Below are 12,397 nucleotides of genomic sequence, written 5' to 3'. Positions count from 1 at the left end.
GCCCACACACGGCCCGTACGGGTCCCTACCGGGAGCACACAGCGCACATGAGTACGCAGAGCAGGCTGACGCACATCGACGAGGCGGGGGCGGCCCGCATGGTCGACGTCTCCCAGAAGGACGTCACGGCCCGCACCGCGCGAGCCACCGGCCGCGTCCTGGTGTCACCGCGGGTCGTGGAGTTGCTGCGCGGTGAGGGCGTGCCGAAGGGCGACGCCCTGGCCACGGCGCGCATCGCCGGGATCATGGGCGCCAAGCGGACGCCCGACCTGGTCCCGCTCTGCCACCCGCTCGCCGTTTCGGGAGTGGAGCTGGACCTCTCCGTCGCCGACGACGCCGTCGAGATCGCGGCCACGGTGAAGACCACCGACCGCACCGGGGTCGAGATGGAGGCCCTGACCGCGGTGTCGGTGGCCGCTCTCACCGTCGTCGACATGGTCAAGGCCGTCGACAAGGCCGCCGTCATCACGGACGTCCGCGTGGAGGAGAAGACCGGCGGCAAGTCCGGCGACTGGCGTCGAGGGCAGGCGGGTTCATGACCGCCGAGGACCAGGCCGGCCCCGCGGCCCCCTACCGCGCCCTCGTCGTCACGGCGTCCAACCGCGCCGCGGCCGGTGTCTACGCGGACCGCGGCGGACCGGTGATCGCCGAGGCGCTGACGGCCCTCGGCTTCACGGTCGACGGCCCCCGGGTGGTGCCCGACGGCGCGCCCGTCGAGGAGGCCTTGCGCGAGGGAGTCCGGGCCGCGTACGACGTGGTCGTGACCACCGGCGGTACCGGGATCTCACCCACCGACCGCACCCCCGAGGCCACCCGCGCGCTCCTGGACCGCGAGGTGCCGGGCATCGCCGAGGCCATCCGCGCCCACGGCCGGGGCAAGGTCCCCACGGCGGCCCTCTCCCGCGGCGTCGCGGGGGTGGCGGGCCGCACCCTCGTCGTCAACCTCCCGGGGTCCACCGGAGGGGTCCGCGACGGACTCGCCGTGCTGGAACCGCTGCTGCGGCACGCGGTCGACCAACTCCGCGGCGGTGACCACCCGGGCCCCGCAGCCTCCCCAGAGCCGTCCCCCGCGTCATGAACGCGACCTGGCCGGTGGTGCTGGCGGACGGCGATGTCGTCCTGCGGCCCATCAAGCTCCGCGACCAGCGGGTCTGGCGCGAGGTGAACCGGCGCAACCGGGACTGGCTCAGACCCTGGGAGGCCACGATCCCGCCGCCGGGGCCGGGCGGGCCGGTCGCCCAGCGGCCCACCTACCGTCAGATGGTGCGCCACCTTCGCTCCGAGGCGCATGCCGGGCGGATGCTGCCCTTCGTGATCGAGTACCAGGGACGGCTGGTCGGGCAGCTGACCGTCGCCGGGATCACCTGGGGCTCGATGTGCTCGGGCCATGTCGGCTACTGGGTCGACCGCCAGGTGGCGGGCCGCGGTGTGATGCCGACCGCCGTGGCGCTCGCCGTCGACCACTGCTTCCGCGCCGTGGGACTGCACCGGATCGAGGTCTGCATTCGCCCGGAGAACGGTCCGAGCCGCCGGGTGGTGGAGAAACTCCGCTTCCGCGAGGAGGGGCTGCGCCCGCGCTATCTCCATATCGACGGGGCCTGGCGGGACCACCTCGTGTACGCGCTCACGGCGGACGAGGTGCCCGAGGGGCTGCTGCGGCGGTGGCACCGCTCCCGCCCGGCGGCCGGTTCCCCGACCGACCGGGGAGGCCCGATCGCGGGTTCCCCACCGGGGCCGGGTCAGGCGCCGGGGACGGGCTCCGCACCGGGAACGGGACCCGGAACGGCACAGGAAATAAAATAAATGTTCGATATTGGCCTCGGGGTATCCGCGGGCGATCCCGGTAATCACAAAAAAAGTCCGTGATATCAGCCAGATCGTGCGACACACCGGCCCAATTGGCGGATGCCGCCGGGCGTATCCCTCTACGGTGTGAGGCGTGAGCAGCAGCGGCCTCATCTACGCAGTCATCGTCGGGGCCTGGGCCGCCTACTTGGTGCCGATGTGGCTCCGCAGGCAGGACGAGTTGAACGAGGCTCGTCCGACGGAACGCTTCTCCACGGCCATCCGGCTGCTCTCGGGCCGGGCGGGAATGGAGCGGCGGTACGCCAAGGACCAGCGGGGCCGCACGGCCGAGCAGCCCGAGTACGACGTGGACCCGGATGCGGCCACGGACCGGTTGAGTTCCGTGGACGTCCGGGCCTTCGCCGCGCCCCGAACCGAAGCTCCCGCGCCCGGGCACGCGCCGGAACGCGTGCCCGCACCCGCCCCCCGGGCGCGGCAGCCGCGGATGCAGCGCCAGGGAGGCAGAACGGGCGCGGAGCGGGCCGCCGCCGAGCGGGCCCGCCGGGGCAGGGTGCTCGCCCGCCGCAGACGGACCACCTCCGTCCTCTTCGTGGCGTTCACCGCGGGGGCGATCGTCGCCGCCGTCGGCGGGATCGGCTTCCTGTGGGCCCCCGCGGTCCCCGCGGCCCTGCTGACCACGTACATCGCCCACCTGCGCAAGCAGGAGCGCCGGAGGTTCGCCTACGTCATGGACCGGCGGCAGGCCGAGGCCGCCGCCCGGCAGCTGCGCGAGGGCGGGCGCCGCCGACCCCAGCCCCAGCCCGGGCCGGCGGACGTCGACGAGGAGCCCGCCGAGCCGGCCGAACCGCAGCCCTCGTCCGCCGTCTCGCCGCAGGAGGCCGGGCGCCGGGCGCTCGTCGAGCAGACCGACCATGCGGAGTGGGTCGACCAGCAGCGGCGGCAGCGCGGCCCCTCGGCCGCCGGTGACAGCTGGGACCCCGTCCCCGTGCCCCTTCCCACCTACGTCACGGCCCCCGTCGCCCCCCGCGCGGCCGGCGGGGTGGACGTGAACGACCCGGAGACCTGGAGTGCGGCCCGCTCCTCGGCGGCGGAGCCCACGCCTCCGCGGGAGGAGGCGACCGCGGAGCGGCGGCCGCCCCAGCAGCGGCGCTCCCGGGACCGGGGCCGCACCCCGCTCTTCGACCAGTACGCGGACGAGGACCGGCCCCGCGCGGCCAACGAGTGACTCCGGCCGGACCCGCCCCACCGTGCCCCGGCGCCTGAGAGGCGCCGGGGCACGGTGGCGCCGGGCGCCGCATCCCGGCACGGGCCCGGCACGGGGGCGGCACGGGGGCGTTCGCCGCCGTGGAGTCCGCGGAACGGATTTCGGAGCACCCGGATCGGGATGCTAGAGTTTCACTCGTTGCAAGGGCCTGTGGCGCAGTCCGGTAGCGCACCTCGTTCGCATCGAGGGGGCCAGGGGTTCAAATCCCCTCAGGTCCACGCACAGCTGTTCTTGAGTTCACTCGGGAACGGTGACGAGATCCCGTCCGATCGCAAGATCGGGCGGGATCTCGTCGTTTCGGAGTCCGTTCACATGGTTGTCCCGGCAGCTGCGCCGCCCCAGGGTCCCCCGAGCAGGCACCGGCGGTGCGTGCGGCGGACGGTGATCGGCACCGGGCGGGCGCTGAACCAGTGCGGCAGCTCCTGCGGGAGCCCCGCGGACGGCGGTCGCCCGGGTCACGGCCGGCTCGACGCCGCGGGTTCGTCCGTGTGCGCGCCGGGTGCGGCTCCGAGTGGGCCGGTCCGCTCTCCCGGTGCGCGCCCTTCGGCGCTTCGGACGGCTTCCGGACCCCGGTGCTCACGCAGCCCGGTGCCTTCGCTCGGGAGTCCGGGCCCGGGGCCCCGCGGCGTCGGAGTCCGGAGGGAGGACGCCCCCGGGCGAGCCGCCCCGCCCGGAAGTGCGCCCACCGCCCCTCAGGAGACCGCCCCGCCCGGAAGTGCGCCCCACCGCCCCTCAGGAGACAGGCCGTCAGGAGACGGCCCGTCAGGAGGCCCCCGCGGTGGTGCGCGGCATCAGGCGTGCGGCGAGTGCGCCGAGGGCGGCCGCCGCGACCGCGCTGCCGATGGCCATCCAGCGCAGCGCGTCCTCGATCGAGGTCCCGAGGCCCACGTCCTCGGCCCTGACCTCGATCAACGTCGCCCCGGCGGCCACGAACATGCCCGCGACGCCGATCACGATGGCGAGGGTGACCCCGGAGGCCTGACCGGCACGTTCGGCCGGGACGACCGTCTGGGTGCCGATGCTCGCCATGGCCCAGCCGATGCCGTAGCCGAGCCCCACCAGGGCGAGGCCGGGCAGATAGCCGCCGAGGGCGTCGGTGAGCGACACGAGGACGAGCCCCACGGCGCCGAGGACCGTCGTGGCGGCGATGGTCCGCGGGATGTCGAAGCGCTCGCCCAGCCATCCGGAGACCGGGCCCGCGAAGCCCGCGGTGACCGAGGAGGCCAGGAAGATGACACCGGACACCAGCGGCGAGTGCCCCTCGACCTCCTGGAGGTAGACCGTGACGCCGTACATCGCGACCACGAAGGCGATGTTGGCCACCGTCGCCATCAGGGTCACGATCACGTACGGCGTGTTGCGGAAGAGGTCCAGGGCCACCAGCGGCCATCGGGCCCTCCGCTCCCGGAACACGAACAGCCCGAGCATCAGCAGTCCCGCCGCCGCGACGGCGACGGTGGCGCCCGCGGGCCAGGCGTCCGCCCGGTCGACCGCGAGCGTCAGCCCGGCGATGCCGAGCACCACGGTGGCCAGACCGGGCAGGTCGATGGTCCGCGGCACGGTCGTGTCCCGGGACTCCCGGACGCCCGCCCGCACGACCAGGATCGCCACCAGGACGGTCGGCACGTTGATCAGCAGGACCCACCGCCAGCCGATCAGCTCCGTCAGCCCGCCGCCGACCAGCGGCCCGAGGGCGAGGGCGAGGGCGCCGATCCCGTAGGCGTTGCCGATCGCGCGCATCGTCCGCTCGCGCGGGTAGGCGTCGGTCACCACGGCGACGGCCAGGGGGAAGAGGATGCCGGCCCCGATGCCCTGGAGGATGCGCAGCACGACGACCACGGAGGCGGACGAGGAGAGTCCGGCGCCCAGCGAGCAGAGTCCGAAGACGGCCAGTCCGATGATCAGCACCCGTCGGCGGCCGAAGATGTCGCCGAGGCGTCCGCCGGGGATGAGGAACGCGGCGAGGGCGAGCATGTAGCCGCTGATCACCCACTGGAGATCGGTGGTGCTCGTCCCGAGTTCGGAGGCCATCCGGGGCAGTGCGAGGTTGAGCGCGAGGAAGTCCAGCTGCACCACGAAGATGCACATCGCGGCCGCGGTGAGCGTCAGCCCCAGGCGCGGACGCCCGGGGGCGCCGGTTCCGGAGGCGTCGGTCCGCCCGTGGTCGCGCCCGCGGTCTCCGTGGGGCATGGCGGTCTCCCTGTCTCGCCGGGCGGACCGCCGGCGGGGGCCGTGCCGGGTGCGTACGGACGGCACCGGTCGCCACCGGAAGGGCGTCGGCTCCCCGCGGTCCTCGGTGTGGTGTGCGCTCCGCCGGTCCGGAGCGGCGCGCATGTCCACCATGCACCACGGTGAGGCTTGTGCGGCGTACATCCGGTGGGGCCGCGGCGCGTTCCCCCGGTGCCTCCCCGCCCGCGCGGGTGCACCGGCCCCGGCCGTGCCCGCGGGAGAGGGTCCGGCGCCGGGCCGCGGCCGAGGGGCCGTCAGGCAGGCGGCGGCGGGGCAGCCCCGGGCGACGGCAGGGGGTGCTCCCCCGCCGCCCGCCCCGAGCCGGGCAGCTGCCCGGTGGCGCCGGTGGTGTCGGCGGGAGCCGGTGCGGGAGGGGCGGCGGCACGGCGGCCCCAGGCCGTCCCGGCGAGCACCAGCAGCGCACCCAGCAGTCCCGTCCACCCGGGCCGGTCCCCGGCGAGGGCGATCCCCGCCACGGCCGCCCAGAGCGGCTCGGTGCCGAGCAGCAGGCTCACCCGGGAAGGGGAGCTCCGCCGCACCGCCCACATCTGGACGAAGAAGGCGAACAGCGTGCAGAACACGGAGAGATGGAGCAGCCACAGCCACTGCCCGGCCCCGAGGCCGGCGGCGGCCTCCCAGGGGGTGCTCCCGGTCCCGGGGGCTGCGCAGAGCACGGCGAAGACGGCCACGGCCGTGCCCAGTTGGACGGTGGTCAGCGACAGCGCGTCGGCGCCCTGCACCGAGCGCATCCGGGACATGGCCAGGACGTGCACCGTACGGGCGGCCGCGGCCGCCAGCATCAGCAGGTCCCCGAGGGACGGTGCGGTGAAGCCCGCGCCCTGGGTGAGCAGCACGATCCCCGCGACCGACAGGGCCGCGGCGCAGAGGAACGGACGGGGCAGGGGCACGCCCGTGAGACGGCTCTCGGCGATCGGCGTGATGATCATCGTGAGGCTGATGACGAGCCCGGCGTTGGTCGCCGAGGTGTGCACGACGCCGTAGGTCTCCAGGAGGAAGATCCCCGCCAGGATGAGGCCGAGTACCCCCGCGCCGCGCAGGTGGCGGGCGTCGAGGGCCCGCAGCCTGCGCCGGCCCGCGAGGACCAGGACGGGCAGCACCAGGGAGAACCGGAGCACCAGGACGGCCAGTACGGTCTGCGCCGTGGTGACGCCCTTGGCGGCGAGGTAGCTGGAGCCCCAGGCGACGGCGACCACGAGGACGGGCAGGTCGGTCGACCAGGTGCGGTGGGGCGCGGCGGGGCGCATCGGGCTCCTCGGCGGGCGGGGGCCGCCCGGGGCGGGCCCGAGGGCCCGGGCGGCGACGCCCGGGCGGGGCGGGGGACGGGGCGCGGGGCCGGGTCAGGAGGGGGAGAGGAGCTTGGCCATGCAGCGGCTGCTGTCGTACTCCCGGTAGTGGCCGAACTTCTTCTCGCACGCCAGGTAGCCGCTGGAGGCGTAGAGGGCCAGTGCCTCGGGCTGCATGTCGCCGGTCTCCAGCACCATCCGGACGCGCCCGGCGTCGCGTGCGTCGGCTTCGAGGGCGGCCAGGATGCGGCGGGCCAGGCCCAGGCCGCGCGCCTCGGGCACCACGTACATGCGCTTCAGCTCGGCGTCGCCGTCCGTGTAGCCCAGCGGGTTGGCGTCCTGCGACCGCCAGCCGCCGGTCGCGACCGGGCGGTCGCCGTCGTAGGCGATCAGGTACAGGCCGCTCGGCGGGGCGAACATCGAGGGTTCGAGCGGGGTGACGTCGCCTTCCCCGTCCCCGTAGCGCTCGACGTACTCGAGCTGCACCTGGTCGTTGAGCTTCACCGCGTCGGGGTGGTCGAAGGCAATGGCTCGAAGCTGCATGGTGAAAAGCGTACGGGCATGCGAAAGGGGGTCCGACCCGCGGTGCCCTGCCCCGGGCCCCTGCCCCGCTGCTCCCCGCCGCCGGGCCGGTCGGGCTCGGTAGGGTGCAGCAATGCTCACTGTTTCCTCCGTCAACGTGAACGGCCTGCGCGCCGCCGCCCGGAAGGGCTTCGTGCCGTGGCTCGCGGGGACCTCCGCGGACGTGGTCTGCCTCCAGGAGGTGCGCGCCGAGGAGGACCAGCTGCCCGCCGGGGTGCGCAGCCCCGAGGGCTGGTTCACGCTTTTCGCCCCGGCCGCGGCCAAGGGGCGCGCCGGTGTGGCGATCCTCACGCGACGGGAGCCGGACCGGGTCCGCGTCGGTTTCGGGTCCGCCGAGTTCGACGGCTCCGGCCGCTATGCGGAGGCCGACCTGCCGGGGGTGACGGTCGCCAGCCTGTACCTGCCGTCGGGGGAGGCGGGCACCGGGAAGCAGGACGAGAAGATGCGCTTCCTGGCCGAGTTCCTGCCCTACCTCGAGGAGCTGAGGGAACGGGCGGCCGCCGACGGGCGCGAGGTGGTCGTCTGCGGCGACTGGAACATCGCGCACCGCGAGGCCGACCTGAAGAACTGGCGGGCCAACCGGAAGAACGCGGGCTTCCTGCCGGAGGAGCGCGAGTGGCTCTCCCGGGTCTACGAGGAGGCCGGCTACGTCGACGTGGTGCGCGCCCTCCACCCGGGGCAGGAGGGCCCCTACTCCTGGTGGTCCTACCGGGGCCGGGCCTTCGACAACGACTCGGGCTGGCGCATCGACCTCCAGGTGGCCACACCGGGGCTCGCGGACCGTGCGGTGAAGGCGTGGGTGGAGCGGGCCGCCACGCACGAGGAGCGCTGGAGCGACCATGCGCCGGTGACCGCGGTCTACGGCGTCTGAGGGGCGGCCCGGCCCGTGGGGCCGGGCCGGCCGGCCCCCGCCGGTGCGCCCTACGGCCCCGGCCGCTCGCCGTGCAGCCTGCGGTCCATCGCCATCGACAACTCGGCGTCCACCACGCTCTTGGCCAGGGGGCGCAGCCGCTCGGGGTCGGCCGGGCCGGCGCCTCCGCGGGCGCCCAGGAGGTCGAGGAAGAGCGCGGCGAGGGCGTCGGCGTGCTCCCGCACCCGGCGTCCGGCCTCCAGGACGTCGGCGAGCGGGATGCCCTCGCGGACGAGGGCGGCGGAGACGTCGAGCAGCCGACGGCTGATGTGGACGATCTCGTCCCCGTCCACCGCGAGGTAGCCGAGCCTGAGCGCGTTCGCCAGGTTCTCCGGGGTGACCTGCCCCTCGAAATAGTCGGCCAGCGCCTCGGGGGTGAGGCGGACCGGGGTCTCCTCGGTCGGTTCGACCAGGCCGAGGGCCTCGCCCACGTCCCGTCCGCTCTCGAAGGCGGTGGCGAGGTCGGCGATGCCGTTGAGCGTGTGCCCCCGCTCCAGCAGGGCGGTGATCGTGCGCAGCCGGGCGAGGTGGTGCTCGTCGTACCAGGCGATGCGCCCCTCGCGGCGAGGGGGGTCGATGAGCCCGCGTTCACGGTAGAAGCGCAGGGTGCGCACCGTGATCCCGGCCTCCTTGGCCAATTCCTCCATGCGGTACTCGCGCGCTCCGGTCACACGGGAAGCCTAAGGGCAGCCCCGTGAACCGTACCGTCGGTAACTTGTCGGGCCGGACCCCTACCGCTCGGTATGCCGCTGCTCTACCCTCCCAACCATGCCAGTGAACACTGGCAGCGTTCCTCCGGGAGCGGAGACACGGACGTCCGGCGGTTTCGGCAGGAGGCGGCGGTATGACGGAGCAGCAGCACGAGCAGGTACGCGTGGCGGTGATCGGATCCGGATTCGGCGGCCTGGGGGCCGCGGTCCGGCTGCGCCGCGAGGGGGTCACGGACTTCGTCGTGCTGGAGCGGGCCGGGTCGGTCGGCGGCACCTGGCGGGACAACAGCTACCCGGGGTGCGCCTGCGACGTCCCCTCCCACCTCTACTCGTTCTCCTTCGCCCCCAACCCGGACTGGCCCAGGACCTTCTCCGGGCAGGAGCACATCCGGGCCTATCTGGAGCACGTCACCGACACCTTCGGGCTCCGGCCCCATCTGCGCCTCGGCCACGAGGTGCTGAAGGCCGCCTGGGACGCCGCACAGGGCCGCTGGGAGATCGAGACCTCGCGCGGCCGCTTCACCGCGGACGTGGTGGTCTCCGCGACCGGTCCGCTCTCCGACCCCAGGACCCCGGACATCCCCGGCCTCGACGGCTTCGAGGGCAAGGTCTTCCACTCCGCCCGCTGGGACCACGACTACGACCTGGCCGGCAAGCGGGTCGCCGTGGTCGGCACGGGTGCCTCCGCGATCCAGATCGTGCCCGCCATCCAGCCCGAGGTCGGGCGCCTGACGCTGTTCCAGCGGACGCCCCCGTGGGTCATGCCGCGGGTGGACCGCAGGATCTCCGCCGCCGAGCGCTGGCTCCACCGGCAGCTCCCGTTCACCGGAGCCGCCCGCCGGGGGCTGCTGTGGGGCATCCGCGAACTCCAGGTGCAGGCCTTCACCAAGCGGCCCGAGGAGCTGGGCCTGGTCGAGCGCCTGGCCAAGGCCAACATGGCCAAGGCGATCAAGGATCCCGCCCTGCGCGCCCGGCTCACCCCCTCCTACCGCATCGGGTGCAAGCGGATCCTGCTCTCCAGCACCTACTACCCGGCGCTCGCACAGCCCAACGTGGACGTGGTCGCCTCCGGGCTGAAGGAGGTCCGCGGCTCGACCGTCGTCGCCGCGGACGGCACCGAGGCCGAGGTCGACGCGATCATCTTCGGCACCGGCTTCCACGTCACCGACATGCCGATCGCCGAGCGTGTCGTCGGTGCCGAGGGGATCACCCTGGCCGAGGCGTGGAAGGACGGGATGGAGGCACTGCGCGGCGCCACCGCCGCGGGCTTCCCCAACTGGATGACGATCATCGGCCCCAACACGGGCCTCGGGAACTCCTCCATGATCCTCATGATCGAGTCGCAGCTGAACTACATGGCCGACTACCTGCGGCAGCTCGACGTGCTCGGCGAGGGCAGCGTGCTCTGCGCCCGCCCGTCCGCGGTCCACGGCTGGAACCGCAGGGTGCAGGAGCGGATGAGGCGCACGGTGTGGAACACCGGCGGCTGCACCAGCTGGTACCTGGACTCCGCCGGGCGCAACACCACCATCTGGCCGGGCACCACCACCGAGTTCCGCAACGCCACCCGCCGCGTGGACCTGGCGGAGTACGAGGTCCTGCGGGTCCGCAGGGACCCCCTTCCGGCCGGGGCCCTCCCGGGCGCGGCCGGTGCCGCGAAGGACTCCGGCCGCGGTGCGGAGGCCGCCGCATGAGCCGCCCGACCCGGGGCACCGAGGCCCCGCCGCTGGCGGACCGGGAGCTCACCGCCGTCTCCGCCGACGGCTCACGCATCCATGTGGAGATCCACGGGCCCCAGGGCGCGCCGGCCGTCGTGCTCGCCCACGGGTGGACCTGCTCCACCCGCTTCTGGGACGCCCAGATCCGCGCCCTCGCAGGCGACCACCGCGTCATCGCCTACGACCAGCGCGGCCACGGCCGCAGCCCCCTCGGCCCGGCCGGGACCGACCGCCTCGCCGACGACCTGGAGGCGGTGCTCTCGACCGCGCTGCTCCCGGGGGAGCGGGCCGTCCTGGCGGGCCACTCCATGGGCGGGATGACGATCATGGCCGCGGCCGCCCGGCCGGCCTTCCGGGCCCGTGCCGCCGCCGTGCTGCTGTGCAGCACCGGCAGCGCCCGGCTCACCGACGAGGCACGCGTCGTCCCGCTCCGCCCGGGCCGGCTGCGCGGCAGGCTCACCCGCGCGGTCCTCGGCGCCCGGGCGCCGTTGGGTCCGGTCACCCCCGTGTCCCGACGGATCCTCAAGTACGCCACGATGGGGCCCGCGTCCTCGCCCGAACGCGTCGACGCCTGCGCCCGGATCGTCCACGCCTGCCCCCGGGACGCCCGGGTCGCCTGGTCCGAGGTGCTGGCCGGGCTGGACCTCGACCACGGTGTGCGGGCGCTCGACGTGCCGGCCGTCGTGGTCGCCGGCACCGTCGACCGGCTCACCCCCCTGGTGCACGCCAAGCGGCTCGCCCTCGACCTGCCGCGGTGCGTGGAGCTGGTGGAACTCGCGGGCATGGGCCATATGACGCCCGTCGAGGCGCCCGAGGCGGTCACCGCGAAGATCCGCGAACTCGTCGGCACCCACGGCAGTACGAAGGCCGGCACCGACGGCAGCGCGAAGACCGGCACCGACGGCAGCGCGAAGGCCGGTACCCACGGCGGCGCGAAGATCGGCACCCAGGGCAGCAGTGCGAAGGAGGAGACCGCATGAGCAGGCGGAGTCTCGAAGGGCAGGTAGCCGTCGTCACCGGCGCCGCACGCGGCGTCGGCGAGCTGCTGGCGCGCAAGCTGTCGGCCCGCGGCGCCAGGGTGGCCCTCGTCGGCCTCGAACCGGACGAACTCAAGAGGGTCGCGGGGCTGCTGCACACCGACTGCGACCACTGGCACGCCGACGTGACCGACCACGAGGCCATGGCCCGGGTGGCGCAGGAGGTGAAGGAGCGCTTCGGCAAGGTCGACATCGTGGTCGCCAACGCCGGTGTGGCGGCGGGCGGTCCGTTCCTGGACTCCGACCCGGTGGCCTGGCGCCGGGTGATCGAGGTGAACCTCGTCGGCAGCGCGGTGACCGGGCGGGCCTTCCTGCCCGTGCTCGTCGAGAGCCGCGGCTACTTCCTGCAGATCGCCTCGCTGGCCGCCCTCACCCCGGCTCCGATGATGTCCGCCTACTGCGCCTCCAAGTCGGGTGTGGAGGCCTTCGCGCACAGCCTGCGGGCCGAGGTCGGCTACCGGGGCGTGCGGGTCGGCGTCGGCTACCTGTCCTGGACGGACACCGACATGGTCCGCGGCGCCGACCAGGACGAGGTGATGGCCGAGCTGCGCTCGCGGCTGCCCTGGCCCTCGAACCGGACCTACCCCCTCGGCCCGGCCGTGGACCGGATCGTGGCCGGCATCGAGTGGCGCTCCGCCCATGTGTACGCCCAGTGGTGGCTGCGGGGCATGCAGTCGGTGCGCGGCTACCTCCCGGGACTGATCGCCACCGTGGGGCAGCGCGAGATGCGCCGCTTCGCCCCCCGGCTGGAGGGCGTCACCAGGGGGCTGGTGGGCGCCGGGGGAGCGGCCGACGAGAAGGGCCGCGCCCCGCGCCGCTGAGGGCGGCGGGGCCCGG

General features: G+C 74.5%; 12 protein-coding genes and 1 tRNA gene. 9 read left to right on the top strand and 4 right to left on the bottom strand.

The annotated features are described in order from the left end of the window. The first annotated feature begins 47 nt into the window (after window positions 1-47). From moaC to ACGF15_RS19745, 5 genes are all read left to right on the top strand, one after another. Window positions 48-539: a cyclic pyranopterin monophosphate synthase MoaC gene (gene moaC / locus ACGF15_RS19765; RefSeq protein WP_362610523.1), complete on the top strand. Its 492-nt coding sequence runs from the start codon at window positions 48-50 to the stop codon at window positions 537-539. Next, window positions 536-1,078 (top strand): MogA/MoaB family molybdenum cofactor biosynthesis protein, encoded by a 543-nt coding sequence (locus ACGF15_RS19760; RefSeq protein WP_345615967.1) that lies wholly within the window; start codon window positions 536-538, stop codon window positions 1,076-1,078. The genes moaC and ACGF15_RS19760 overlap by 4 nt, the downstream gene beginning before the upstream one ends. Before the next feature lie 14 nt (window positions 1,079-1,092). After that, complete coding sequence (locus ACGF15_RS19755; protein WP_392800884.1) at window positions 1,093-1,803, top strand: GNAT family N-acetyltransferase; 711 nt, start codon at window positions 1,093-1,095, stop codon at window positions 1,801-1,803. A 136-nt stretch (window positions 1,804-1,939) separates the two neighbouring features. Then, complete coding sequence (gene glpR, locus ACGF15_RS19750) at window positions 1,940-3,031, top strand: gephyrin-like molybdotransferase receptor GlpR (protein ID WP_345615966.1); 1,092 nt, start codon at window positions 1,940-1,942, stop codon at window positions 3,029-3,031. A gap of 183 nt (window positions 3,032-3,214) precedes the next feature. Next, window positions 3,215-3,288, top strand: a tRNA-Ala gene (locus tag ACGF15_RS19745). A gap of 544 nt (window positions 3,289-3,832) precedes the next feature. Here ACGF15_RS19745 and ACGF15_RS19740 read toward each other — a convergent pair. The 3 genes from ACGF15_RS19740 to ACGF15_RS19730 form a co-directional block, all read right to left on the bottom strand. Beyond that, window positions 3,833-5,260 (bottom strand): MFS transporter, encoded by a 1,428-nt coding sequence (locus tag ACGF15_RS19740; RefSeq protein ID WP_392800502.1) that lies wholly within the window; start codon window positions 5,258-5,260, stop codon window positions 3,833-3,835. 293 nt (window positions 5,261-5,553) lie between these two features. Then, a complete protein-coding gene (locus ACGF15_RS19735; protein WP_392800499.1) occupies window positions 5,554-6,564 on the bottom strand; it encodes a DMT family transporter in 1,011 nt (336 codons plus the stop codon). A 93-nt stretch (window positions 6,565-6,657) separates the two neighbouring features. Next, a complete protein-coding gene (locus tag ACGF15_RS19730; protein WP_345615963.1) occupies window positions 6,658-7,146 on the bottom strand; it encodes a GNAT family N-acetyltransferase in 489 nt (162 codons plus the stop codon). A 112-nt stretch (window positions 7,147-7,258) separates the two neighbouring features. On the opposite strand from ACGF15_RS19730, the gene ACGF15_RS19725 reads away from it, so the two are divergent. Further along, window positions 7,259-8,056 carry an exodeoxyribonuclease III gene (locus ACGF15_RS19725; RefSeq protein WP_362610513.1) on the top strand — a complete coding sequence of 266 codons (798 nt, stop codon included), beginning with the start codon at window positions 7,259-7,261 and terminating at the stop codon, window positions 8,054-8,056. A 50-nt stretch (window positions 8,057-8,106) separates the two neighbouring features. On the opposite strand, the gene ACGF15_RS19720 is transcribed toward ACGF15_RS19725, so the two are convergent. Next, a complete protein-coding gene (locus ACGF15_RS19720; protein ID WP_392800881.1) occupies window positions 8,107-8,742 on the bottom strand; it encodes a MerR family transcriptional regulator in 636 nt (211 codons plus the stop codon). A 197-nt stretch (window positions 8,743-8,939) separates the two neighbouring features. On the opposite strand from ACGF15_RS19720, the gene ACGF15_RS19715 reads away from it, so the two are divergent. The 3 genes from ACGF15_RS19715 to ACGF15_RS19705 are packed head-to-tail and all read left to right on the top strand — an operon-like array spanning window position 8,940 to window position 12,381. Beyond that, on the top strand, window positions 8,940-10,499 hold the full coding sequence (locus tag ACGF15_RS19715; protein WP_345615961.1) for an NAD(P)/FAD-dependent oxidoreductase: 1,560 nt from the start codon (window positions 8,940-8,942) through the stop codon (window positions 10,497-10,499). Then, the gene (locus ACGF15_RS19710) at window positions 10,496-11,503 is read left to right on the top strand and encodes an alpha/beta fold hydrolase (protein ID WP_392800494.1); all 1,008 of its coding nucleotides are present in this window, start codon (window positions 10,496-10,498) and stop codon (window positions 11,501-11,503) included. The genes ACGF15_RS19715 and ACGF15_RS19710 overlap by 4 nt, the downstream gene beginning before the upstream one ends. After that, a complete protein-coding gene (locus tag ACGF15_RS19705; RefSeq protein ID WP_392800491.1) occupies window positions 11,500-12,381 on the top strand; it encodes an SDR family oxidoreductase in 882 nt (293 codons plus the stop codon). The genes ACGF15_RS19710 and ACGF15_RS19705 overlap by 4 nt, the downstream gene beginning before the upstream one ends. Window positions 12,382-12,397 lie beyond the last annotated feature (16 nt).

Source organism: Streptomyces sp. NPDC048001 (assembly GCF_043203115.1).
Classification (GTDB): Bacteria; Actinomycetota; Actinomycetes; order Streptomycetales; family Streptomycetaceae; genus Streptomyces; species Streptomyces sanyensis.
This window is presented reverse-complemented; position numbering and strand designations above follow the sequence as displayed.